20 protein-coding genes are annotated in these 24,939 nt (G+C 46.0%); 7 read left to right on the plus strand and 13 right to left on the minus strand.

Translation table 11 applies throughout. The features are described 5' to 3' along the window. Positions 1-21: 21 nt before the first annotated feature. From strainIA91_RS02960 to rpmB, 7 genes are all read left to right on the plus strand, one after another. Positions 22-3,843: a translocation/assembly module TamB domain-containing protein gene (locus strainIA91_RS02960; RefSeq protein ID WP_400167616.1), complete on the plus strand. Its 3,822-nt coding sequence runs from the start codon at positions 22-24 to the stop codon at positions 3,841-3,843. A 56-nt stretch (positions 3,844-3,899) separates the two neighbouring features. Beyond that, positions 3,900-5,711, plus strand: a complete 1,812-nt coding sequence (locus tag strainIA91_RS02965; protein ID WP_400167617.1) for an outer membrane protein assembly factor — start codon at positions 3,900-3,902, stop codon at positions 5,709-5,711. Between the two features lie 84 nt (positions 5,712-5,795). Further along, complete coding sequence (locus tag strainIA91_RS02970) at positions 5,796-6,323, plus strand: tol-pal system YbgF family protein (RefSeq protein WP_400167618.1); 528 nt, start codon at positions 5,796-5,798, stop codon at positions 6,321-6,323. Positions 6,324-6,326: 3 nt separating this feature from the next. Continuing rightward, positions 6,327-7,319, plus strand: a complete 993-nt coding sequence (locus strainIA91_RS02975; RefSeq protein ID WP_400167619.1) for an AAA family ATPase — start codon at positions 6,327-6,329, stop codon at positions 7,317-7,319. A 3-nt stretch (positions 7,320-7,322) separates the two neighbouring features. Next, complete coding sequence (locus tag strainIA91_RS02980) at positions 7,323-8,201, plus strand: DUF58 domain-containing protein (protein ID WP_400167620.1); 879 nt, start codon at positions 7,323-7,325, stop codon at positions 8,199-8,201. Beyond that, positions 8,198-9,130, plus strand: a complete 933-nt coding sequence (locus tag strainIA91_RS02985) for a BatD family protein (RefSeq protein ID WP_400167621.1) — start codon at positions 8,198-8,200, stop codon at positions 9,128-9,130. Before strainIA91_RS02980 ends, strainIA91_RS02985 begins: the two co-directional genes overlap by 4 nt. A 55-nt stretch (positions 9,131-9,185) precedes the next feature. Next, positions 9,186-9,377: a 50S ribosomal protein L28 gene (gene rpmB, locus strainIA91_RS02990; RefSeq protein ID WP_400167622.1), complete on the plus strand. Its 192-nt coding sequence runs from the start codon at positions 9,186-9,188 to the stop codon at positions 9,375-9,377. A gap of 94 nt (positions 9,378-9,471) precedes the next feature. Here the strand turns inward: rpmB and ftsZ are convergent, their stop codons facing one another. From ftsZ to rsmH, 13 genes are read right to left on the minus strand one after another with little or no spacing between them, the layout of a single operon-like run. Next, complete coding sequence (gene ftsZ / locus strainIA91_RS02995) at positions 9,472-10,674, minus strand: cell division protein FtsZ (RefSeq protein ID WP_400168229.1); 1,203 nt, start codon at positions 10,672-10,674, stop codon at positions 9,472-9,474. 18 nt (positions 10,675-10,692) lie between these two features. Beyond that, entirely contained in the window at positions 10,693-11,958 is a 1,266-nt protein-coding gene (gene ftsA / locus strainIA91_RS03000) for a cell division protein FtsA (protein ID WP_400167623.1), read from the minus strand. A 4-nt stretch (positions 11,959-11,962) separates the two neighbouring features. Continuing rightward, complete coding sequence (locus strainIA91_RS03005) at positions 11,963-12,715, minus strand: cell division protein FtsQ/DivIB (RefSeq protein ID WP_400167624.1); 753 nt, start codon at positions 12,713-12,715, stop codon at positions 11,963-11,965. Continuing rightward, positions 12,712-14,094 carry a UDP-N-acetylmuramate--L-alanine ligase gene (gene murC, locus strainIA91_RS03010; RefSeq protein ID WP_400167625.1) on the minus strand — a complete coding sequence of 461 codons (1,383 nt, stop codon included), beginning with the start codon at positions 14,092-14,094 and terminating at the stop codon, positions 12,712-12,714. Before murC ends, strainIA91_RS03005 begins: the two co-directional genes overlap by 4 nt. Next, positions 14,091-15,239 carry a UDP-N-acetylglucosamine--N-acetylmuramyl-(pentapeptide) pyrophosphoryl-undecaprenol N-acetylglucosamine transferase gene (locus tag strainIA91_RS03015; protein WP_400168230.1) on the minus strand — a complete coding sequence of 383 codons (1,149 nt, stop codon included), beginning with the start codon at positions 15,237-15,239 and terminating at the stop codon, positions 14,091-14,093. Before strainIA91_RS03015 ends, murC begins: the two co-directional genes overlap by 4 nt. Continuing rightward, a complete protein-coding gene (locus strainIA91_RS03020) occupies positions 15,214-16,347 on the minus strand; it encodes an FtsW/RodA/SpoVE family cell cycle protein (protein ID WP_400167626.1) in 1,134 nt (377 codons plus the stop codon). The genes strainIA91_RS03015 and strainIA91_RS03020 overlap by 26 nt, the downstream gene beginning before the upstream one ends. Then, entirely contained in the window at positions 16,344-17,690 is a 1,347-nt protein-coding gene (murD, locus tag strainIA91_RS03025; RefSeq protein ID WP_400167627.1) for a UDP-N-acetylmuramoyl-L-alanine--D-glutamate ligase, read from the minus strand. Before murD ends, strainIA91_RS03020 begins: the two co-directional genes overlap by 4 nt. Positions 17,691-17,695: 5 nt before the next feature. Next, complete coding sequence (gene mraY, locus strainIA91_RS03030; RefSeq protein ID WP_400167628.1) at positions 17,696-18,799, minus strand: phospho-N-acetylmuramoyl-pentapeptide-transferase; 1,104 nt, start codon at positions 18,797-18,799, stop codon at positions 17,696-17,698. Beyond that, on the minus strand, positions 18,796-20,163 hold the full coding sequence (gene murF, locus strainIA91_RS03035) for a UDP-N-acetylmuramoyl-tripeptide--D-alanyl-D-alanine ligase (protein ID WP_400167629.1): 1,368 nt from the start codon (positions 20,161-20,163) through the stop codon (positions 18,796-18,798). Before murF ends, mraY begins: the two co-directional genes overlap by 4 nt. Beyond that, entirely contained in the window at positions 20,153-21,613 is a 1,461-nt protein-coding gene (locus tag strainIA91_RS03040; protein ID WP_400167630.1) for a UDP-N-acetylmuramoyl-L-alanyl-D-glutamate--2,6-diaminopimelate ligase, read from the minus strand. The genes murF and strainIA91_RS03040 overlap by 11 nt, the downstream gene beginning before the upstream one ends. Further along, a complete protein-coding gene (locus strainIA91_RS03045) occupies positions 21,610-23,670 on the minus strand; it encodes a penicillin-binding transpeptidase domain-containing protein (RefSeq protein WP_400167632.1) in 2,061 nt (686 codons plus the stop codon). The genes strainIA91_RS03040 and strainIA91_RS03045 overlap by 4 nt, the downstream gene beginning before the upstream one ends. Then, a complete protein-coding gene (locus strainIA91_RS03050; protein WP_400167633.1) occupies positions 23,667-23,999 on the minus strand; it encodes a hypothetical protein in 333 nt (110 codons plus the stop codon). The genes strainIA91_RS03045 and strainIA91_RS03050 overlap by 4 nt, the downstream gene beginning before the upstream one ends. Beyond that, complete coding sequence (gene rsmH, locus strainIA91_RS03055; RefSeq protein WP_400167634.1) at positions 23,996-24,922, minus strand: 16S rRNA (cytosine(1402)-N(4))-methyltransferase RsmH; 927 nt, start codon at positions 24,920-24,922, stop codon at positions 23,996-23,998. The genes strainIA91_RS03050 and rsmH overlap by 4 nt, the downstream gene beginning before the upstream one ends. Positions 24,923-24,939 lie beyond the last annotated feature (17 nt).

Here is a 24,939-nt window from a genome sequence, read left to right on the forward strand (position 1 = left end):
CATAGATAAAGAAGAAACGATATGAAACAGAACAAAACCCACCATCACCACCATTATCCTCCGAAAACTGTCATTCCTTTTATCCTGGTTTTTTTACTGGGACTTTTTGTGGTGGTTCTCTTCAATCCCAGGCTTTGGTTCAAACCACTTTCTGGATATATGACCCGGAAGCTGGAACAGCACCTGAATGCAGAATTTCTCATTGGCTCCGTCGAAGGGAATTTTAACCGGGCTGTCTATGCTGATTCCCTCCAAATTCTGAATCATGAGCAGGCTTTTGCCTTTTATGCGGACAGAGTGTCTGTTTCTTATAAAAATATTGTGTTTCTGGCCATGACCCGTACCATCGATACCCTTATCCTGGTCAATCCGGTTCTGAAATCAGGTCCGGGGTTTACCCAACGACCTGAAAAAAATATCGTTACAACCCTGGTCAAAGTCCTGGATGAATTCCCCACACTGAAAATCAACACCCTTTCCATTGAGCATGGACAGATGATCCGGGCGCAACCGGAGGGTAAAACACTTCAAATACAGGATATATCAGGTGTTTTTGCCGTCAATACCCGGGGACCGTCAACCCGGCTGAGTGCCCGGTCTCTCTCATGGATGATTCCGGAAGAAAAGCTGACGGTCGACAGTCTGAAATTTTCAGTGACCGCATTGGAGGGACTCGTGAAGGTCCAAAATTTCACGGCCTGGTTTGACGGAATGCAAATGAATCTGACCGGAAAGTTTCAGCCTGTTCAAACCCTTCCTTTCAAAGGGGAAATCCTCCTTCAAAAGTTTCGTCCCGCCCAATGGATCCCCCGTTTTGAAGCGTATCCCGAAGATGTGGTGGATATTCTTGTGGATTTTTCCGGAAACCGGGATTATCTGCAGGGTAATTTTTCTCTTCAGGGTCTCCTGGCTCACGATATCCTTCGCCAATGCGAAGGAAATATTCGACTTATTCATGACAGAATAGAACTGAGTCATGTGGCGTTTGAGAACTCATATCTTGATGCCGTGATTCGGAATTTGAGTTTTGATCACGGATCTCTTAGCCTGGATGGCCATATTAACCAGATCGGCTTTCCTGAAGAATCACCCCTGAATAATATGGCTGTTGCCGGCGATGTGACAGCTTCAGGACGTTTCCCCGATTCCCTCATGATTGATTATGAATTATCCGGAAAATACAAACAGGAATTTTCAATTGATGCCATTGAAGGACAAGTTCTTTTTCAGAATCAAAACCTGGTTTTTGCAGATACAACAAAGATACGCCTTCCGGGGCTGGCTTTGGATCTCAGGGGTCACATAGATTCCATGTCGACTCTGGATCTCCGCTTTGATATGATGGCTGATGATTTCCGGCATGATCTGAATACGACTGACCGCCTTGAGCTTGGAGATGCAAGGATACAGGGACGCCTTCAGGGGAAATTGTCCAATCCTGATATATCTGCGATTTATCTCATCAATGAAGCCTCCATGAACGATTACCGGGTTTCCCGTGCCAGGGGGGCAGCTTCGGTAGCCCAAATGATGAACCATCCCTCCGGGAACCTTTATATGGACCTGAGCGGACTGGAAATCCCTCCTTATTTCATCAATAACGGAGGTACCTTCCTTGAATTTAAGAGTGATACCGTCCTGATCAGTTCCTTCTCGCTCAGTACAGATAAAAACCGTATGGAATTTGTCGGGAAACTCACCTTGGACAGTTTGTTGCTGATTCAGGAATTTGCGGCGAATCTCCAGGGTAACGATCTCTTCCTCCAATCACCCTTTCATATTGATCTCAGGCAGAATCAGGTGGATGTTTCACCGGTGTTGATACAGTTTAACGATGGATTTCTCAAAGGAGAAGGCTCGTGGGACACTTTGCAACGATTCCGTGTCAATGTTCAGGGTGAATCCCTGGATTTATCCGAACTTCTGACAGTGGGATCTTACCCGGTGGATGCCGGTGGCATAACGGATTTTCAGATTCAATTATCAGGAATGGCGGAGAATCCGATCCTCCAATTTGAAGGACGTGTGAAGGATTTTACCTACGATCAGTATCATTTTGAAGATCTTTCGGCGCATTTTACCTACCAGGATTCACTCTTGCTACTGAAAAAAGCTGGTATTGCCCAAAACCCCAGGGATTATATCAATCTCTTCGGGCAATTTCCCATGTATGTGGGCTATGAAAACGACCTGTTGCTGACTTTTCCAAAGAATGATCCCTTTTCCCTGACATTTGAGGTTAACCAGTTTTCCACCGGTATTTTTTCTTCCCTCCACAAAGCCATACAAGAGATGGATGGCCTGGCAAATGGTGTGATAACAGCCAGTGGATCCTACCAGGCCCCGGAAATCCGGTTGAATGTAACTCTGGAGGATTTTCGTCTGAATGGATTTGCCTTTGACAGGATACTATCCAATTTGTCATATAAAAATGAAAAAATATCCATTGAAAATGTTGATCTGATCAGTGAAACCGGCAGTTATTCCATGAGTGGATTTTATCCTGTGGATTTGAGTCTTCATCCGGTTTCCCGGCGGGTCAATCCCCAGGACAGTGTATCTATCCGCCTGGAGGGAAGGGACGGAACCTTGTCTTATCTGGAACCCCTGATCCGGATTGTGGAAGGTTCGCAGGGGACCTTTATCACAGAACTTGAACTCAGCGGCTCTCCCTTGAAACCGGCTGTAAACGGCCGGCTTGTCCTGGAAAAAAGTATGTTGACCCTAAAAAACCTCCTGAATCCGGTCCGGAATGTCCAGGGATCCTTTCTTGTGAAGGATAATTTTATTGATGTAGATCTCAAGGGGAATATGGAGAAAGAAGATACACGCCTGTTTAATCTGGGCAGAGATGTAGCCAAAAACCGAAATGTGGCCATGACAGGCCGGATCAATATTCAGGACATCCTGAATCCTGTCATGGATTTGCGGCTGACAGGAAAGAATATTTATGTCCGGAGTTTAAATGACCGGATCGATTTGATCGGGGATGGGGATATTACGTTGCGTGGCAGGGATACCCTGAGAGCGGAGGGGATTTACGCTGCCAGGGAAGGAGTGCTGAATTTTGATTTTAAACGACCGGTCCAGAACAGATCCCGACAACCCCGAAAACGAGTTTTTGAATATATCCTGGAAATCCCCATGGATGGGAATGTCTTTTTACGGAATGAGTTGATTGATGCTGAACTGGAAGGGGACATTGTTCTGGAAAAACGGGCTGACGAGCCTCAGATTCTGGCAGGTAACCTGTCTGTCCGCTCAGGAAAGTTTTACTACTACAGCGCGATTTTTGATATTGAATCCGGTGAAATCACTTTTGATCCCTATGCCAACAACATCACACTGAATTTTCAGGCCGTTACACCGGTCCTGGACGGCTCAAACCGGGTGATTGCTACCCTGACGGGAGATGTGGATAAACCGACCATCCAACTGACGGATGAGAAAAATATGTTTACCTCACAGGCTGAGATCATTCAATTGCTGACGACGGGGACCGTCAGTAACGGACAGTTTGTCACAGGGGCTGCCCAGAGTTATCTGGAAACGATTTTTGAGAAAGAACTTGAACGTACCGCCAGTGAATGGGGTGGATTTGAACGAGTGGATCTGAAATCACAGGGATCCCTCTTTGAAAATCCCAACCTGGATAGTCTGACCATTTTGTTGGAACGACGAATCGGAAAGGATTTGTATTTGAGTTATGAACAGTCTTTGAGCAATGATAACGCAAACAGAAATATTGAACTGGAATACAGACTGAACCGAAATTTCTCCATCATCGGCGAAGCGGATGATGAGAGTGTTTCCTTTTCATACCGGATTCGATTTCAGTATTAGAGGATGATGTGAACCGACGCTATTTTGTGATACCTGTGATATGCATTTGTATTCTGATGGGTACCTTGTACCCCTCCGATTTTCAGTATCAGGACAAACCGGTAGCCCGTGTAGAATTCAGCGGACATGCATTTTTCAGCGAGCGGGATTTGAACCGGATGATCTCTCTTCAATCCGATGGATTATTCAGAAAACGGCGACTTTTCAACCGGCGTGTGTTGAACCGGGATCTTGAGGAAATTCAGCGTAACTATATTGCCGAAGGATTTTTAAAATGCCAAATTGCTGATTCCCTGATACTGACGGACAGAAACCGGGTGAATATTACCATTGAAATCCATGAAGGCCCCCGTTTTTATGTGAACACCTTTGAAGTCAGTGGAAATACACTCATCTCTGATGCTGAAATCATGTCCCTGATGAAAATCAAACCGGGTGATCCCTTCAAGCCTTTTGAATATCAGCGGGGAATTCAGCTGATTCAGGATGAGTACGGGGCCATGGGACGTCCCTATGTGACGATTGATGAACAGATCCGGGAAGATGTACAGATGGATATCAGTCTTCTCATCGATGAAGATGCCGTGTATTCTGTGGATAAAATTGAAATCGCCGGAAATAAATCAGTCCGGGAAAAAACCATCCGAAAGGAAATCCTGGTGAAACCAGGAGATGTTTTCGATCTGAAGGATATTAAAAAAAGTCGTTTACATATTTTTGAACTGGGGACTTTCAATAGTGTGAACATCATTCCGGTGAACCGGAATCCGGACAGCCTGACGGTGGGATTGCGCATTCGCGTATCCGAATCTCTGCCACGGCGCTGGGATGCAAATATCGGTGTCCGGCAGGGGCGGATTGCCGAGTTGAACCAGACCTACCTTTTTACACAGGTGGACTGGCTGCATAAAAATCTCTTCCACCGGGCCAGACGATTTCAGGCGAAAGGGAATTTTGGTGTTGTATGGGATCAGGAAACTTTTTTTAGAAAAAGTACACCCTCCTATGGTGTAGATCTGTCCTATACCCGTCCCCGGATTTTATCCATGCGTTTTCCCACAACTTTTAAAGTGTATTACAACAAAGACGTATATTCTCCTTTTACCCAGAATATTGATGAAAATGATGAGCTCATCACGGCCGGTGTGGAAGTCTCATCGTTGTGGAAATTGGAGCGGAAACTTAACACCATCGCCAGTTTCTCCCTTCGGAGTGTTGAAAGTATCCTCTCAGAAGAAAAAAGTGAAATTCAGCGCCGTTTGAATTGGCAGATCCGTTTTGATAACCGGGACAATTTCCTGTTTCCACGAAAGGGGTGGAATATTGGTGGGGATTTTCAATGGGTCAAGGGTATTTCCGGAAGTCCAACGGATTATTACCAATGGGATATATCCGTCAGCAGATATCTGCCTGTTTTTGAAAGACTTGTGTTAGCTGCCAGGGTGGAAACAGGATTTATTGATAATCAGGCGGACAGGCCTCCTTTGATTGTGATGTACCGTATGGGGACAGAAACCACGGTAAGAGGCTGGTCCCAGTCCATCGGCCGGGAATTTGAAACACCGGATGGCCTGATTGTTTATGCCGATTATGCCAAAGCACTGGCAAATGTAGAATTGAGAATCAACCTTCCCTGGAATTTTGGCCTGGAATTTTTTGCGGATGCAGGACACCTGCATGAAACATATCAGGGTGTGTGGAATTTGGACCAATTCTTTGTGAGTGTAGGGCCAGGTATCACTTATTCAACATTTATTGGCCCTATTCGCCTTGAATTCCCATTTGTCATTACAGATCCCAAAGGCCGGTTCCAGCGCTGGGATCAACCGGAGAAACACTTTATTATCGCCCTTTTATTTGCTTTTTGATTTCGTTAATATTCGGAACAATTCACAGGCTTCAAACTATAAAACGGTGATGTTCAAAAGACTAATACGAGCGAGAGGAAAATTATGAGAAAAGCACTTCCCATCATACTGACACTATTACTTTTGATTGCAGCCTCCTGTGACAGGCGCAACCCCGATCAATTGCTTGAAGATGCAGAAGTCAATCTGACACAGGATAAGTATGATGATGCCATACAAGACCTGGAAGGGTTGCTCAAAAAGTATCCGGATCATGAAAAAGCAGCAGAAAGTGCCTACCGGATTGCAGAGATTCATATGAATAAACGCCAGAAAATTGAAGATGCGATAGATGCATTTATTTATACGGCTGATGAATATCCTGATACGGAATTTGGCCCCAAGGCCCGTTTTATGGCAGGATTTCTTCTCGCCAATAATACGGACCGCCTGGATGAAGCCAAAAAGGTCTACGAGGATTTTCTGAAGGCCTATCCGGATCATGAGTTAAGTATGGCAGTGACCTTTGAAATTGAAAATTTGGGTAAACCTTTGGATAACATTCCTCAGCTAAAGCCCATTCTCAATGAAAAAGAAGCTCCTCAAAGAGTCCAAAATGCTGACAGGAAGTAAACCATGGATTTCAATATTCAGTTGCTGAATCAACAGATTCAAAAAGAGAGTGCATTTATCGAGGACATCCTGACAGAATTGCGAAAGGTGATTGTGGGTCAGGATATGATGATTCGCCGTTTGTTAACAGGATTGCTGGCAGATGGTCATATTCTGCTGGAAGGAGTCCCCGGACTGGCCAAGACCCTGACGGTAAACTCCCTGGCCCTGAGTATTAAAACTCTTTTTCACCGGATACAATTTACGCCGGATCTTTTGCCTGCTGATTTAATTGGAACGTTGATATACAACCAAAAGACATCTGGTTTTGAGGTGAAAAAGGGACCAATTTTTGCAAATATCATTCTGGCTGATGAAATCAATCGTTCTCCTGCCAAGGTCCAATCCGCACTGCTGGAAGCCATGCAGGAAAGACAGGTAACCATCGGCGACAACACATACAAACTGGAAGAACCCTTCCTGGTTCTGGCAACCCAGAATCCGATTGAACAGGAAGGAACCTATCCGCTTCCGGAAGCTCAGGTGGACCGGTTTATGTTGAAAATCCGGGTGACATATCCTTCAAAAGAAGAAGAGATGAAAATCCTGAATCTGATGACGGGGGCTCAATTGCCAAAAAGTGTTAAGGCCGTTGTCACTCCTGAACAAATTATACAGGCCAAAGAAGTTGTACGGGGAATTTATGTCGATGAAAAAATTCACAAATATGTGACGGATCTTGTCTTTGCTACCCGGTATCCGGAAGAGTACGGCCTGAATAATTTGAAACCTCTCATTGATTTTGGGGCGTCTCCCCGGGCGTCTATAAACCTGGTGAATGCAGCCAAAGCCAATGCTTTTCTGGATCACAGGGGATACGTCACACCTGAAGACATCCGGGAGCTGGGCGCAGATGTTTTACGTCACCGGATTATTCCCTCCTTCGAGGCGGAAGCGGAAGAAATAACCGTGGAAGATATGATTCGGAATATTTTTGAAATAATCCCCGTCCCCTGATCTATGCTTTCCGGAGATATACTCAGAAAAGTCAGACAAATTGAGATTCAGACCCGGCGTGCTGTCAACGAGGTCTTCGCCGGGGAGTATAAGTCTGTTTTTCGCGGCCAGGGGATGGAATTCTCCGAGGTCCGTGAATATCAGATTGGTGATGATATCCGTCGGATAGACTGGAATGTAACTGCCCGATTTTCCCATCCCTATATTCGAATCATGGATGAAGAGCGTGAATTGACAGTCTATTTTGCCGTGGATATCTCTTCATCCACACAGTTTGGTACTGCAGAACAATTTAAAAGTGAACTGGCGGCGGAAGTGTGCAGTGTCCTATCTTTTTCTGCTATCCGGAATGGCGATAAAGTGGGCATGATCAGTTTCAACGACCGGATTGAAAAGTATATTCCTCCCCGGAAAGGGAAATCCAATGCCATGCGGGTGATCCGGGAAATTCTTTTTGGCGAACACCGGGCCGGTAAAACGGACATCAATGGATCTCTCCAGTACCTCTTCAGGGTTGCCCGGAAAAAAAGTGTTGTGTTTATTGTCAGTGATTTTTACGACCTGGATTTTAACCAGTCCCTGAAACCCCTGGCCAATAAACATGATGTGATTCTCCTGCATGTAGTGGATCCCATCGACAGGGCACTGCCGGATCTGGGACTCATTTCCTTTATGGATCCTGAGAGCGGGGAAGAGCGGATTGTGGATACGGGGGACACAAATATCCGTGAACAATATGCACTGGCTTTTGCAGAACGGTCTATACGGCTGGATAAGATGGCGAAAAATGCAAAAGCCGATCTCATTACGCTCCACACCGATCAATCGTATCTGGAACCTTTGGCGAATTTTTTCAGAATGAGAGGGAAATTATTTCATTGAAATCTGTCAGTTGGTGGTACAGTATCCTTTTCCTTGTTTCCGGTTTATGGGCACAAAGTGTTTCAACCCATGTTGAGCCGGACAGTGGATATATCGGAGATGCATTTACCGTGACATATTCCATTACTTTGCCGGATCAGGCCCGCATCGAACCTCCCCGTTTTGAAGAATCAATCCCGGATTTAAGATTACTTTCCCAATCCTCCGATACTCGTTTTGATGAAGAGCGCTATACACGGATTTTTACCCTTCAGGTGGCCGCTTTCGATACAGGTTATCAGGTGATTCCTTCTGTCCCATTTAAAATTCAGCGAGAGGGTGACAAATCCTTTAAAACCATACACAGCGATTCGATGCGTTTCAGAATCCTTTCAGCCCTCCCAAAGGTTCAGTCCCCTCCGGAAGTCTATGAACCTCTGCCTGTTCCCGTGTTTACTTTGCGTCAGAAAATAATCCTGACTCTTCTTTTAATTCTTTTGATTCTTGCAGCCATCGGCATCCTTCACCGGCGCAGGACACGGATTCTTGAAGGCAGAAATGGAAAAACACTTGTAGCTCCCTTTAATGAAGCAGAGGAGTCCTTTCAGGCCCTTGAAGAAAAGGGATATCTTGAAAAAGGAGAGTGGAAAGCTTTTTATCTGGAGCTCACAATTATTCTCAAAAGGTATATTGAACGGACCTTTTATCTGCATATTACAGATTTGCCGACGGCTGAACTGCTTCCGGTACTGAAAAAAGAAATGCCAGATATGTGGACCGATACCATGTCGGATCTGATCCGCTATAGTGACCTTGTAAAATTTGCCCGCCTTGAATCCTCTGTTGAAAAGGGACGGCAAGATCTGAAACTAGCCCGTGAATGGTGTAAAATGGTGGAAAAGTCCATAAATTCTCTTGAACTTTCCGGAGAAACTGAGAAATCTTCTTGATTTACTGCTTTAAATTTTTAATATTATTTAGCTGAAACGAAAAATGGAGTCGGCTATGTCCAAAGTTTGTGATATCTGTGGTAAAGGTCCGGTTTACGGGAACAACGTCAGTCATTCCCATAATAAAACACGTCGTCGCTGGGAACCCAATCTTCAAAAGGTTCGGGTTGAGACGAACGGAACGGTGAAGCGTATTAAGGTTTGCACGACCTGTTTAAAATCAAACCGGGTAACAAAAGCTATCTGATCTTCGCAGAAAAATTATTTTGATAAAAAAGGCTCCAAATGGAGCCTTTTTTTTGGGGTGAGAGTTACCGGATTTACACCGGTTCATGGGTAAACTAATTGGATGAATATTTTTGTTTTCTGATCCAGGCCGGTGTTTCCTTGTCATCCGGATCGCTGGAAGTGAAAGTCGTGAATAATTCTTCCTGGACCCTTTCTGTCGAATGAGTTTCTGTTTCTTTCTTTTCCACGGAGTCTTTTTTGAGGATATCAATCTGTGTATTTTGTGGAGGGTCCATTCTGACAGAAGGTTTTGGCATGTCAGGCTGAGGATGTTCAATTTTTTGAGACATTGCTTCCTGACTGAATCCGGTCGCAATTACGGTTACCCGGATGACATCTGAAAGGTTTTCGTCCACAATCATACCGAATATGATATTGGAATCAGATTCCTCTCCGGCTTCCTGGTGGATGATTTCCGAAGCCTCATGAATTTCAGAGAGTTTCATATCAGGCCCGCCGGTGAAATTGATCAGAATGCCACGGGCTCCTTTAATGCTCACATTATCCAGAAGGGGACTGGAAATAGCCATGGATGCAGCCATCACAGCCCTCGAAGGGCCACTGGCTTCTGCTGTTCCCACGACGGCATCCCCCATGTTTTGCATGATAGTCTTGATGTCGGCAAAATCCAGATTAATGATACCGGTTTGGGTGATTAAATCGGAAATTCCACTGGTGGCCTGATTCAAGATGGAATCTGCCGTATACAGCGCCTCATCGATCACCGTATCTGTGTTGACAATTTCCAGGAGTTTTTGGTTTTTAATGACAATCAGTGTATCCACATGTTTTTTCAATTCAAGGATACCTTCATCTGCCCGTTTCATGCGGGAGGGTCCTTCAAAAAGGAAGGGTTTTGTAACAATACCCACCGTGAGAGCACCCAGATCCCGGGATATTTCGGCGATCACCGGTGCCGCACCGGTCCCGGTTCCACCGCCCATTCCGGCTGTAATGAATACCAGATCGGATCCTTCCAGAACTTTTACCAGCATCTCTTTGCTTTCTTCCGCTGCTTTTCGTCCCGTATCTGCAATGGCTCCTGCTCCCAAACCGCGGGTGTATTCACGACCGATTTGCAGCTTGGTATCTGCCAGATTACTGTTCAATGCCTGGGCATCGGTGTTTACGGCAATAAACTCCACACCTTTCAAATGATTCCGGATCATGCGGTTGATGGCATTTCCCCCGGCACCGCCAACTCCCACAACTTTAATCTTTGCACTCTGATCAAGACTTTCATCGTACGTTATCAGCATAATAACTCCTCGGGCTTAAAATAGGTTTTTTGCAATATCGGAAAATAATTTCTTGAGTTTTCCCCAAACAGTGGAATCGCTGTCTCTTCCTGTGGGGATCAATTCTTTTTTGTTTTTGTCACTCCAGTGCATCAGTCCAATGGCAGTCGAGTATTCCGGTCCGTATTCCGTGTTTTCAAGTCCCGGCATACGGATGGGATACCCGATCTGTGCCGGTACATGAAAGATTTTCTCACTGACCTGGCACAGCCCTTTCAAACGAGCTCCCCCACCGGTAAATACAATACCTGCATGAAGAGATTTAATGTCGGTAAACTGACAAATTTTCTCCCGAACCATGAGGAGAATTTCTTCAATCCGTGCTTCCACATATTGGGAAAGTTGAAAGGAATTAAGGCGTATCTCCCGGTTGTCACTTAGAGATGCAACGGTCAGTTCTTCAATCCCTGCCTTTTCTGACAACTCTGATGAAGCCCAGGCATAGGATTTTTTAATGCGTTCTGCTTCCTGGAAGGAAGTTTGAATGATGGAGGCAATATCCTTGGTAACAATGGAACCCCCATATCCGATGACCCCGGTATGTTTTACGAAACCGTTTTTGAAAACTGTGATATCTGTTGTTCCTCCGCCAATATCTACAAGGGCGACTCCCAGATCTTTCTGATCCTCTGATAAAATTGCCCGCGATGAGGCGAGGGGTTCCAGTACAATATTTTCCACATTTAAGCCGGTGGACTGGACACTCCGGACCAGGTTTTTTACGTTGTTGATGGCTGCTGTGACAATATGAGCATTTACCGTCAGTCGTGAACCGGACATCTGGATGGGGTTTTTTACTCCCATCTGATCATCTACGACGTATTCCTGGGGGATGACATGGATGATTTCCCGATCTACACCCAGATTGATGTTTTTTACCGAATCTAAAGCCCTGTTAATGTCATGCTGATCTACTGGGGAGGATGTGTCGGGCCCGCTGTTTTTATGACTGATGGCCACGGTGGATGTTGAATCCAGACTTCGGATATGATCTCCTGCAATGCCGATGGATACGGAGGATATGGTGATCCCGGAGTGCTTTTCTGCTTCCGCCAGGGCCTTGATGATGGATTGCTTGGTCTCTTCAATATCAATGACTACACCCCGTTTGAGCCCATGAGACAAAGATTGTCCCATTCCCAGGATCTGATATTTCTTCTCTTCCGGATCATACTGGCCAATCATGGCACAAATTTTTGTTGTTCCAATATCAAGTCCTGTTGTTATAATGGGATGAGACATGTATTCACCTTTTTGGTTTTACAATTACCTGTTTATCGTACCGGAGATCAATCTTTTCCAGTTGTTGAATGTGTGAGGGTGTAAGTTCCCTTTGTTCTATAAAGGCTTCCAATATATTGATTTTTCGTTTCAGATCACTGTTCCCCACGTAGATTCGTGTCCTGCCTTTCCCCGGCCTTAAGATCCAGCTGTGATCCTTTTCATCCCAGTGGAGTTCCTGGACAAGGATATTTATTTCTGGATATTTTTTCCGGATCAGGCTCATCATACCAACACCTTGACGGATTTGGGGATGCAATACCGTACTTCCGAACTCGGTGACAACCAGAGAGGGAATGCCGGTCAGAACAGGGATGTCCCGGTTGCTCCGGGGTGCCGGAAGTAAAATGCCCTGATTGTCAACGGAATATTGTTCTTCCATGTTCATCAGTAATATTGGTATCCGTTCTCGGATTTGTATTACCAGCCCATCGGGGAGGCGTTTATAAACCAGGGCCTGACGAATATATGGTTCCTGTTCCAGGCGTTCGGTGATCTCCAGTACCGGTATGGATAAAAGATCTTCACCCAGTGTCAAACCGGCAATATAAATGACTTCCTCTTCCGTCAGTTCATAATTTCCGGATACAATGATTTTATTCAGGCTGAAGATATTTTGAAATCGGGCATATAGGATAGAGACTGATGCCAGGATAATGATGACAATCAAGGTCATGAGGTATGGGATTTCTACTTTTTTCTGCTTGTCAGAACTCATGAATCTATTTTATCCAGTTGGTTGACCATTTCTTCAAAGTAGGTTGTGATATTTCCTGCTCCCATGGCAATAACGACCATGTCCGGTTCCAGGATATCCTTAATTTCATCCTTCAGCCTTTGGATGTCCTCAATATATTTCACCGGCTTACGGACAAGGTTGCTTATAAGACGGCCGTTGACGCCGGGAATGGGTTTTTCCCGGGCCGGATAAATACCTGTGACAATCACGTAATCCCCTTCAGACAAAACCTTTCCAAAATCTTCGGCAAAATCCCGGGTGCGTGAATACAGATGGGGCTGAAAGATGGCAAGTATTTTCCGGTCCGGCCACTGATCCCGGGCGGCTTTCAGTGTTTGCCGGATTTCTTCCGGGTGATGGGCATAATCATCGATAAAAGGGACACCATTGATCACTTTTTTCAGATCAAAACGGCGTTCCACCCCCTGGTAAGCTGCCAGCCCCCGCCGGATATCCTCCTCGTCGATTCCAGACCATATCGCCATTGATGCCACAGCTGCTGCATTCTGTGCAAAGTGCCGTCCAGGGATGGGAACTGAAAAGGGTCCGTACTCTTTTCTCTTGTAAGTCAGGGTAAACCGGGATTGCCCCCCCTGGAAAGCATAGTGATCCATCCTGAAATCAGCATCTTCATGGAATCCGTACGTGATATGGGGGGCTGTGATGGCCGGAAGTATCTCCCGGATGTTGGGATCATCCAGACACACAGCAAGCATACCCCAGAAAGGAATGGCATTGCAGTATTGGAGGAATGCTTCACGGATATCCTGCAGGTCCCGGTAAATATCCAGGTGATCTGAATCGATGGAAGTCACAATACCCATGGCCGGTTCCAGGGATAAAAAAGTGCGGTCGTATTCATCTGCTTCAATCACCAGCCAGGGACTTTTGCCGATACGGGAATTTGAATGACTGCCTTTGTCAATGCCACCTATGATAGCCGTTGGATCAAGGTTCGCCTGAGTCAGTACGGAAACAAGCATTGATGATGTGCTTGTTTTTCCGTGAGTGCCGGCTACTCCGATGGAGAAATGGTTCATTTTTAGTATTTCCCGAAGCAGGGCAGGTCTTTTTATCACTGGCAGGTGACGTTTTTTTGCTTCCTGAATTTCCGGATTATCCATGGGGACAGCACTGCTGTGTACCAGCAACTGGGCATTGTGGATGTTCTGTGCCGAATGGCCTGTATATACATCAATCCCTTTATTTTTCAAATGCGTTGTAATGGATGACGCACTGGCATCGGAACCACTGATTTTAAACCCTCGTGAGACAAGATATTCAGCAATACTGCTCATGCCGATACCACCGATACCGATGATGTGAATTCTCTCAATATGTCCAAACAGTGTTTTCAAAAGGGTAGATCCTCAACAATATGTTGCACAATTTTCGAAAGTCCGTCCTCAATGGTTTCAGGAAAGTGATTTATCAGATCTTCCAAAATTTCCGGTCTTGCAATGAGCTGGCGGACTGTTTGATCCAGGGCTCCTTCATCAAAGCGATTCTCGGTAATCACGGCGGCAATCCCCCTTTTTTCAAAGGCTTTTGCATTGTGAAATTGATGATCAGCGGCAGACGAGGGGAGAGGAATGAGAATCGCCGGTTTTTTCACATATTCCAGTTCGGCCAGAGTCAGGGCACCTGCACGGCAAATGATCAGGTCCGCAGCTGCATAAGCTGTTCCCATATCCTCAATGAATGGATGCAGGTAAATATGATCCTTTTTTTCAAAATCTTTCCGCATCAGTTCATAGTGGCGGGGTCCCGTTTGCCACAAGATTTGAAGTGGTAAATTCTTTACCCATGCTTCTGCATACTTGGATACTTCCCGGTTTATGTTCAAAGATCCCTGGGATCCACCGAAAACAAAAAGGGTTTTCCGGTCATTCTGAAGGTTCCATGTATTTAATGCGGATGGTTTATCTGTTAATTTCAGGGTGCTGCGGACCGGATTCGGGGTTTGGATCAGGCGGGTACCGGGATGGATATGAAGGTGGGGAAGCACATCCTCATAGGCATAAAATAACATACGCGCATGTTTTACGAGAATTTTTGTGGTGATTCCCGGCCAGGCGTTTTGTTCTTGAATGTACAGGGGGATTTTTCGCCGGATGGCTTCCCGTCCCGGCACACCGGATACATAGCCCCCTGTTGCAATGACCAGGTCCGGTTTAATCGATGTAAAAAGGCGTTTGACTATCCAGACGGATTTTAGGAGCCGGAAAGGAAATTTCAGGTTGTTTATAACAGCTCCCTTGTATAAAGAGCGGGCAAACCCTTTAACAGGAATCATGTATTTTTTGTGATAAAGTCCCTTTTCATCCCGGTGTGCCTCAATGCCCAGAGCAGATCCGATATAGAAAAACCGGATGTCATAACCGGGATACTGCTGTATCAGGACCCGTTTCAGTTCCCGGGTGATAGCAACAGCAGGGAAGTAGTGTCCTCCGGTACCTCCACCGGTTATCAGGACGTTAATATGTTTTGTAAACCGTTTCAGCGTGAAAAGTCTCCCTTATAATTCGAAATAAAATACCCAGTAATGCACCGTTTATCAGAAGTTGTGAGCCGGAATAGCTTACAAAAGGCATAGGTAAACCGGTTACCGGAAAGAGTCCTACGGTTACCCCCATGTTAAACAGGGCATACAGGATGAGCGATATATTGATACCAAAAACGATATATTTTCCATACATATCACGGATATCCATGGACAATCGTATCAGGCTGATAAAGATGAGAACAAAGAGCAGAATGAAGAATCCGGCACCCAGAAAACCCCATTCTTCCCCGATAATGGAATAGATAAAATCCGTATGTGCTTCGGGAAGGTACAGATTTTTTAGCATACTTTTTCCGAGTCCTGTACCTGCCAACCGGCCATTTGCCAGACTGATCAGGGATTGGTTGATCTGATAGGCACTGCCGGATGGATTGGATTCTTTTCCCAGAAATACCAGGACCCGGTTCCAGCGGTAATCTGAAATGCGTACATAGACGAAGGCACCCAGTAAGAGGGGAAGGGTGGTTATCGCAAGGTGTTTCAGGGGAATCCCACCCACATACAGGATGATACAGGTAATAAGGAACAGAATGACTGCGGTGGAAAAATCAGGTGCCAGGGCAATCAGGAGAATTGGAATACCCAGGGTGATGAACGGAGGGAGAATTCCCTGCCTGTAGGACATGATTGTTTCTTTCCGGCCTGAAAGGTAGCTTGCCAGGTAAATAATCAGGGTAAATCGCAGGATCTCTGCCGTTTGGATGGTCATGACACCTGTCCGGATCCAACGGGCGGGGTCAGATCGGTTGCTGATCATATTTTGGACAAAGGGCATGATGACAGCGATGAGGGTCAAAATATAGATGAGTCGGATATGTTTTCGGAAGGTACGGTAATCAATTAAATAGCAGGCTAATCCAAAAAGGAGAGCCATAAAAAGCCGCTGGAGATGGTGGAAAAAGTAGGCATTACTGTTTCCATAGCGCTCCAGAGAGATCTGGCTGCTGGCAGAAAAGAGCATAATGGTTCCCAGGAGCACCAGAAGTGCCAGTGATACTTTCAGGATCAGGACATATCCTGGATATGTTGTGGCTTTTTCATTCATTTGAGTTTTTTGACAATTTCCATGAAATATTCCCCTCGTTCTTCAAAATTTTCAAACTGATCAAATGAGGAACAACCGGGGGAAAGAAGGACAATATCACCGGGATTTGCATTCTCATACGCTTTTGCCACAGCTTTATCCAGGGTTTTGCAGGCTGTGATATTTTTCGCATCCAGTTCAAAGGCGATAATTTCTGCTGCTTCTCCGATGGTATACAGGTGTTTAATCTCTTCCAGATGATCATTCAGCGGTGTAAACGGAATTCCTTTGTCCCGGCCGCCCAGAATGAGATGGACCGGTTTACTGAAACTTTTCAAGGCCACAATTACCGAATCCACGTTGGTAGATTTGGAATCATTATAAAAGAGGACATTGTTTTTAGAATCTACATATTGCAGCCTGTGGGGAACCCCTTTAAAAGTTGTAAGGGATACGGTAACGCCTGCAGAGGATTCGAGAAATGATACGGCGGCGGAAAAAGCACTCATGATATTGTATTTGTTATGGAGACCCGGTAACAGAATTTTGGATTCTTCAATCTGATAGGGCACATTTTTGATTTTAAAGTTAAAATACCCGTTTTCAAAGCCGGCCAACCGGTCCGTATGCTTGTTCATAGTAACTGGAATGACTTTGGCCTTTACATTGGCATATTTTACGATATTGGGATCATCAATATTCAAAACAGCATAGCGCTCCCGTGACTGGTGATTGAAGATATTCATTTTTGCCTGAATGTAATCTTCAAATGAACGATAGCGGTCCATGTGATCCGGTGTCAGATTCAGGAGGACAGCCGTATGCGGAGAGAACAGTTGAATGTTTTCCAGTTGAAAACTGCTGACTTCCACAACATAAACAGGGTGGCGATCCTGTTGCAGGGATTGGTAGATAGCTTCGGAAAAGGGGTATCCATTGTTTCCACAGGCCACAGCATCCAAACCGGATTTGTTCAGGATATCCGCCGTCAGTTCCGTAGTGGTTGTTTTACCGTTTGACCCGGTTATGGCAATAGTAGGGGTATCGGCAAACCAGAATGCAACTTCAATTTCCGAGACGACGGGGACATTGTTCCAGCGTAGCTGATCGGCAATTTTTGCCCGGGTTGGGATGCCGGGGCTGATGACGGCAAAATTGGCATCGAAAAGCTGTTCGGAATGTTCACCAAATTCGTAATCAACACCCCATTCTTCAAGTTTGCTCACCAGTTCCGGCGTTTCCAGATCTGGATTGCTTTCGCTGACAATCACTTCTGATCCCTGGGATGACAGGAGACGGGCGACGGCCAGTCCGCTCCGCTGAGCTCCCAGGACCACAACTTTTTTTCCTTCTACATAGATCATAACTCTCACCGTATTTTAAATGTGACAAGACTCATCAGGGCAAACATGATTCCCAGTATCCAAAAGCGGATAACCACCTTACTTTCATCCCATCCTTTCAATTCAAAGTGATGGTGCAGCGGGGCCATTCTGAAAACCCTTCGCCCAACTCCATATTTTTTTGCTGTATATTTAAAAAATGTTACTTGTATCATGACGCTCACCGCTTCGATGACAAAAACACCCCCCACCAGGAAAAGGAGAAGTTCCTGTTTAATGAGAACGGCAATTGTTCCGATTACAGCACCGTAGGTCAGGGATCCGGTATCTCCCATGAATATCTCAGCCGGTTTGGCATTGTACCAGAGAAAGCCCACAAATCCTCCCAGCATGGCCGCCAGAAAGACGGTAATTTCCCCTGCTCCGGGCATGTAGAGGATATGCAGGTACGAACTGAAATCTACACGACCGGTAATGTAACTGATGGCCGCGAAAACCATGGTTGTAATACTCAGCAGACCTGTGGCCAGCCCATCCAGTCCGTCTGTGAGATTTACGGCATTGGATGAACCGGTGATTACAAGGGTGACAAAAAGGATATAAAAAATGCCGAGAGGGATCACCACATCCTTGAAAAAGGGAATGGTAATGGCTGAAGAGATCTCCGGATGCTCGGGAAAGAAGTAGAGGTACGAACCGATGGCCAGTCCCAGTAAAAGTTGGCCGGTCAGTTTATACCGGGCAATCAATCCCTTTTTGAATTTTTTATACACTTTTAAATAATCGTCGATAAATCCCAGCAATCCGGTCCAGACCAGGGTGATCAGTAGTATCTGAACATATCGGTTTGTAATATCCCCCCAGAGAAGGACCGGGATAATGACTGAACAGTGAATCATGAGTCCGCCCATGGTAGGTGTGCCGGATTTCTGAAGGTGGGAGGTGGGTCCGTTTTGGCGGATGGTTTCTCCGATTTTGTGCTGTTTCAGGATACGGATGAGATAGGGGCCCAGGATAAATGCGATAAAGAGGGCGGTCAAGGCTGCAGCGGTACTCCGGAATGAGATATATCCCAAGACATTCAACCAGGTCACATATTTTTTCAATGGATAAAGAAAAAGATATATCATGATGAATCACTCCGCTCTGTTAAATGATTGACGACCCGTTCCATGGTCATACCCCGGGATCCTTTCACATAGATAATATCCCCTTCTTTCTGGAGGGTTTTCAGGGTGTTGATAAGGGATTCAAGTGTATCAAAATGAATGGCATTGGCCATGTCCAGCATTCGGGCGGTTTTTATGGTTTGGAGTGTTTCCGGACCGTAGCAGAAGAGGTAATCTATCTGAGAAGAGGCAATCTGGGCTCCGATATTCTCATGGCTCAGCCGGCTAAGATCTCCCATTTCCAGCATGTCTCCCAAAACAAAGATCCGTTTGCCCCGGGGTTTCATTTCATGCATGGTTTTAATAGCCAGGGATACGGAGAGGGGATTGGCGTTGTAGGTATCATTGATGAGCGTGATTCCATCCTGATTGATGATATTTCCCCGCCCGGCAGGGGGCTCAAACTCCTCCAGTTTCTGTTTGATCTGTGCAATAGGGATATCCAATGTCTGGGCCACGGCACAGGCTGCCAGGGCATTCTGAGCTGCACCAAATCCAAGAGATCGGAGATAAATTTGTGTCCCAAGAAAATCAAGGATATAGCGCCCCAGGGAATCAATATCGAATATCTGCAATGTGACGGCTGCATTTCTTTTCATGCTGTAAGTGATTCGCTTTTTCCCGGTATCGGGATACTGGGCTATTAATGGATCATCCAGGTTGATGAAAAGAATCCCGTCTTCCCGGGTATTGTCAAAGAGTTCAAATTTCCCTTTCTGCACATTTTCCAATGTGCCAAATCCTTCGATGTGTGCTTCAGAGATAGAGGTAATCAGGGAAAAATCCGGGCGAATGATCCCGCACAGTTTTGAAATATCCCCTACATGTCCGGCACCCATTTCTATTACGGCATAGTCCGATTCCGGATGGATATCGAGAACAGAAATCGGCAGACCGATTTCGTTATTGAAATTTCTTCTGGATTGTGAGACCGAATAGGTTCCGGAAAGCACATGAGCGATAAGTTGCCGTGTAGAGGTTTTTCCGGCACTGCCCGTTACGGCGATGATCTTTGTTTGAATCCTGGATGCGTAAACCTGAGCCAGATCCTGAAGTCCCTGGTATGTATCAGAGCAAATAATCAGGGGAAGGTTTTTCAGGGCAGGTTTTTGCCGGACCGCGTCTTCTGTTACCATGGCGGCAACAGCACCCTTGTTGATGGCCTCGTCCACAAATTCGTGTCCGTCGGTTTTTTCCCCTTTCAGAGCACAAAACAGATCTCCGGGATTGATGTCTCGGGTATCGATAGAAAGGCGGGTAAACTCCTTGGCATTGATCCGATGAAGTGTAAACCGCCGGTCCCGGGCAATGTGTTCAAATTTCATGTGTTTGCACCCATTTTTGTACAATGTCTTTATCGTTGAAAGGGATCTTTTTTTCTCCAATTTCCATTACTTTTTCGGCACCTTTTCCCAGAATCAGGATCAGATCCCCGGGATTTCCATGAGTCAGAATTTGATGAATGGCCTTTTGTCTGTCAGTCTCAATGGTCACATTCTGATGGGATGTGATTCCTTTCCGGATATCTGCAATGATGGCTTCGGGATTTTCACTCCGGGGATTGTCATTGGTCAAAATGATCTGATCTGCATACTTTTCTGCAATTTGTCCCATAAGAGGTCGTTTTGTTTTATCCCGGTCACCCCCGCATCCAAAAAGGGCAATCAGCCTTTCATGGGGGATTTCCCGGACCGATTTCAGGATTTTATCGATGGCATCGGGCGTATGTGCAAAATCAATGATGACAGTTCCATGTTGTGCTGTCCGGACAATGTCCATCCGGCCCGGAATGGGAGGGAGGCTTTCCAGGTTCAGATGATCGGGGCGGATATGGGGATGGTGCTCCATCCAGGCGGCCAGAGCCTGCAGGATGTTCATGGCATTGAAAACACCGATTAAGGGTGCTTCGACCGACAGGGTATGGTCCGGTGTATGTACAACGCCTTTCAATCCTCCGGCAGATAAGTGATATTCAGAAAAATGGTAATCTGCAAGAGGATTTTTCAGGGAACAGCTCCTTTTTTTATGGTTCAGGGATGTAAATAGCTGGGATCCGTAAGGATCATCGATATTAATGATAGCTGTTCCTTCCGGCGTAAGCTGTGAAAAAAGACGGATTTTTGCTGCGAAATAACGGTCCATACTCCCATGGAAATCGAGATGATCCTGGGTCAGGTTTGTAAAAATGGCCGTATCAAATGCGATGTTATCCACCCGGGATAATTCCAGTGCAATGCTGGAGACTTCCATGATCAGGGATTGGATGCCGGCCTGGTTGCAGGTGTGAAACATTTTGTGCAGATCCCGGCTTTCCGGCGTGGTTCTTTCACTGAATGTTTCATGTTCGAAGTCAGACAGGAAACCCAGGGTGCCGGATATGGCTGTTTTCAAACCGGCCTGTTTTTCCAGCTCCCGGATTAGAAGTGTCAGGGTGGTTTTCCCATTGGTCCCGGTAATGCCCGTCAGATGAAAGGGGAGGGTTTCCGTGTTGTAAAAAGCCTGAGAAAGCCGGGCCAGTGCTTTGCGGCTGTTGGGGACGGTGATGACCGGTATATCCTGAAGACATGGATCTGTCTCGCATACGACAGCAGATGCCCCATGGTGGATTGCCGGATCAATAAACGTATGTCCGTCGGTTTTATATCCCCGGATAGCCACAAACAGATCCCCTGTCCGGATTTGCCTGGAATCATATTCGATTCCCGTGATTTCCGGATTTATAAGAGAAGCAGGTGTTTTTATACCTGCAATATTCAGCAATTCACGGAGTTTCATTTCTTTTTTCCCGTGATTAAAAGACATACACTGCCGCGCGCCAGGGATTCACCCGGAAGGGGATCCTGATCAACGATAATTTTATCTGATCCTTTAATTTCATAATTCAGTGAAAGTTTCGATAAAATGTGCGCTGCATTTTTAACACTCATATTTCTCACATCCGGGATCCGGACAAGGATTTCCATATCGCCGGAATTTCCCCTTTGAGTGATGCTCTGAACAGAAGCTGCCGCTCCTGAAGCACCCGAAGTTGAAGCATTATTATCACCTGTCCCCAGACTGGCTGAAAATTGGTAAGGGAGAGATTGATTTGAGCGGGAATCGGCAGCAAGAGGCTTTTCTTCAGGCTGAACCCAGTCATAGAGATTATTAAAATCTGTGGTGTTGATGATCCTCGTAAAGACTTGTTTCACTGCAGGTGCCGCACAGGTTCCTCCCCAATGTTTCCCGTAAGCCGGACTGTCCAAAGTGATTCCACACACAAGGACCGGTTTGTTTGCCGGAAAAAATCCAATGAAAGAGGAAACATAATGTTTTTGGGAATAGGTTCCGTCTTCCACTTTCTGGGCTGTGCCGGTTTTACCTGCAACACGATACCCTTTGATATAGGCGTTTTTTCCTGTTCCCTCTGTCACGGTTCTTTCAAGGATATCCCTCAGGGTTGTCGCAGTGGATTTGGACATTGCCCGGCGGATAACTTCAATTTCACCGGCCATCAGTTGTTCCCGGTCCGGAGAATAGGCTGACCGGACAATAAAGGGTTGAAGCAACAATCCGTTATTGGCGATAGCACTGTAAGCCATCACCAGTTGAAGGAGAGTCGTTGTGACATAGTGTCCCATCGCTACCTGAGAAGAAGATATTTTTCCCCACTCTGATACAGGATTAAGTTTCCCCTGAACTTCCAGCCCGGGAAACAGTCCGGTCTGTTCGCCGAAACCAAGGTTTTTGGACATCTGATACAGGGCCTGATCACCTTCTTGCTGGGCGATTTTGCCAATACCGATATTGGATGAGTGGATGATCACATCTTCAAAACTCATCCATTCGCTGTCTTTGGTGTCATGAATGGTTCTCCCCAGGAGTTCCCATTTTCCGCCCTCACAGTAAATCAGGCTCTGCCGGTTGAATATGCCTGTTTCCAGAGCTGCGGCAGCCGCAACAACCTTATAAACAGACCCCGGTTCAAAGGAATCGGAGATTACCCGGTTTTTTCTGTTTTCTATGGGGAACGCTGTTGCGTTGTTGGGGTTGAAATTCGGCCAGGATGCCATGCCCAAAATTTCACCGGTATTGGGGTTTACCAAAACGCCCATGCCGTGGTGAGCGCCATTATCCCGGACGGCTTTTTGGATTTCCTCTTCAAGTATTGCCTGATAATCCACGTCCAGAGTCAGAAAAACATTTCCACCGTCTTTCTTGGCCTGACCGTTGAGTCCTGATGCAGAAACCCGGCGGCCTTTCCGGTCATATTGAACCTGTTCCCAGCCTTGAACACCCCGAAGGGACTCATCAAAGATTTTTTCAATACCGGTTACACCCCTGTTATCCCAGCCCACATATCCCAGCACCTGTCCGCCTGTGTCTTCATAAGGATAGACCCGTTTCAGCTTTTTTTCAAAGCGGATGCCGTGTAAATTTTCTTTTATCATATCGGATGCCAGGGAAAGGGGGACATTCTCCCGGATGATGTAGTATTTTCGTTTGTTTTTAAAAAGGGAAGCGATCTCTGATGGGGGGATATTCAAATACTTTCCTAGTTGTCTGAACGTCTCATCGGGATTGGTGATATCAATATAACGGGCACCGATGGAATATTCGATGGAACTGTTGGCCATAATTCTGTTTTTCCTGTCAAAAATGATCCCTCTATCGGGAACAATGATATTTTTTTTCATAGCCTGGGATTCGGCAAGATCCCGGTAGTTGTAAATATCCAACAGTTGAATTTCAACCAATTTCAGAAGGATGACGAAGAATATGCCGATGATAAAAACAGCGATAAAACAGGAGCGGGCCCAAAATTGTTTCTGTAAGTCTTTATCGTTCTTCATTCTACCTCTATCACATCGACGATGGGCTGGGAATCCACCATTCCCAACTGGTGCACGGCAATATGCTTGATTCTGTCTGCCCTGGACAGGCGGGCGATCTCACTGTCGATTTCAATGATACTCTGCTGAATCCGGGTGATATTATTCCGAATGGCATCCACACGATATTGGGCTTCTTTGATCTCATTCATCAGGAAGAGATGCAAGAGGGGCCAGATTGTCAGAATCAGAAAGGCAAGACTCAGCAAAAAGCCCCAGCTCCCCACCACACCTGACACAGAGTGTCTGCTCTGCTTTTGTCCTCTCTTTTGTCTTTTTTGTGATGTCATAACTTTTCAATACACCTCAGTCGGGCACTTCTGCTTCTGGGATTCGACCTGATTTCCTCTTCTGAGGGAGTCAGGGCTTTTTTCTGGATATACCGGGCCTTTTGAACATGATTACAGGTGCAAACCGGCTGATCCGGCGGGCATACACAATCGGTGCAAAGATCCTTGAAACAGGTCTTCACCAATCGGTCTTCCAGGGAATGATAGGCAATTACAACCAATCTGCCTCCCGGTGCCAGACATTCAAAGGCATCCGGCAATGCCTTTTCCAGGACTTCCAGCTCTTGGTTCACAGCGATACGGAATGCCTGAAACACACGGGCCAGGGATTTTACCTGATAGGGACCATGGACCGCCTGCCGGATAAGGGATTCCAGATCCCGTGTAGACTGCAAGGGGGCTTTTTCCCGTGCTTCTGTGATCATCCGTGCGATCCGGCCGGCAAATCGTTCTTCCCCGTATGTGCGGATAATCTCTTTCAATCTTTTCTCTTCTGCTGTATTGATCAGATGAGCTGCACTTTCAGGGAGGGAAGGATCCATCCGCATATCCAGGGGACCCTCCCGGGTGAAACTGAAACCCTTTGAAGGATTGTCAATTTCAAGACTTGATAAGCCCAGATCAAAAAGAATACCCCGAACCAGCAGGGCATTCAAACGGGTCAATTCCACCTTGATATAGCGAAAATTCCGCTGTATAAATTCAACATTTGAATATCTATTCAGTCTTTGTGAACTGATAGCCAGGGCATCGGGATCTACCTCAAAAGCGATAAGGCGGGCCTGAGGAGATACTCGTTTTGCCATTTCTTCTGTATGGCCTCCCAATCCGGATGTGGCATCGACATAAATCCCCTCTGATGAAGTAATTAAAAGATTCACAGAATCATGTAACAGGACAGGGATGTGTCCGAAATCAGTCATTGAGATGTCACCTCCGG

The organism is Candidatus Neomarinimicrobiota bacterium (assembly GCA_041154365.1).
In the GTDB taxonomy this organism is placed as follows: Bacteria; Fidelibacterota; Fidelibacteria; order Fidelibacterales; family Fidelibacteraceae; genus Fidelibacter; species Fidelibacter multiformis.

Coding starts and splice junctions, on each gene's coding strand:
- strainIA91_RS02975 (WP_400167619.1), top strand. CDS start 6,327: ATGGATTTCAATATTCAGTTGCTGAATCAACAGATTCAAAAAGAGAGT.
- strainIA91_RS03045 (WP_400167632.1), bottom strand. CDS start 23,670: ATGAAGAACGATAAAGACTTACAGAAACAATTTTGGGCCCGCTCCTGT.
- strainIA91_RS03005 (WP_400167624.1), bottom strand. CDS start 12,715: ATGAGTTCTGACAAGCAGAAAAAAGTAGAAATCCCATACCTCATGACC.
- murD (WP_400167627.1), bottom strand. CDS start 17,690: ATGATCTATGTAGAAGGAAAAAAAGTTGTGGTCCTGGGAGCTCAGCGG.
- strainIA91_RS03040 (WP_400167630.1), bottom strand. CDS start 21,613: ATGAAACTCCGTGAATTGCTGAATATTGCAGGTATAAAAACACCTGCT.
- rsmH (WP_400167634.1), bottom strand. CDS start 24,922: ATGACTGATTTCGGACACATCCCTGTCCTGTTACATGATTCTGTGAAT.
- ftsA (WP_400167623.1), bottom strand. CDS start 11,958: ATGTCTCATCCCATTATAACAACAGGACTTGATATTGGAACAACAAAA.
- strainIA91_RS03050 (WP_400167633.1), bottom strand. CDS start 23,999: ATGACATCACAAAAAAGACAAAAGAGAGGACAAAAGCAGAGCAGACAC.
- murF (WP_400167629.1), bottom strand. CDS start 20,163: ATGAAATTTGAACACATTGCCCGGGACCGGCGGTTTACACTTCATCGG.
- strainIA91_RS02970 (WP_400167618.1), top strand. CDS start 5,796: ATGAGAAAAGCACTTCCCATCATACTGACACTATTACTTTTGATTGCA.
- rpmB (WP_400167622.1), top strand. CDS start 9,186: ATGTCCAAAGTTTGTGATATCTGTGGTAAAGGTCCGGTTTACGGGAAC.
- strainIA91_RS02960 (WP_400167616.1), top strand. CDS start 22: ATGAAACAGAACAAAACCCACCATCACCACCATTATCCTCCGAAAACT.
- strainIA91_RS02980 (WP_400167620.1), top strand. CDS start 7,323: ATGCTTTCCGGAGATATACTCAGAAAAGTCAGACAAATTGAGATTCAG.
- strainIA91_RS02965 (WP_400167617.1), top strand. CDS start 3,900: ATGGGTACCTTGTACCCCTCCGATTTTCAGTATCAGGACAAACCGGTA.
- mraY (WP_400167628.1), bottom strand. CDS start 18,799: ATGATATATCTTTTTCTTTATCCATTGAAAAAATATGTGACCTGGTTG.
- strainIA91_RS03020 (WP_400167626.1), bottom strand. CDS start 16,347: ATGAATGAAAAAGCCACAACATATCCAGGATATGTCCTGATCCTGAAA.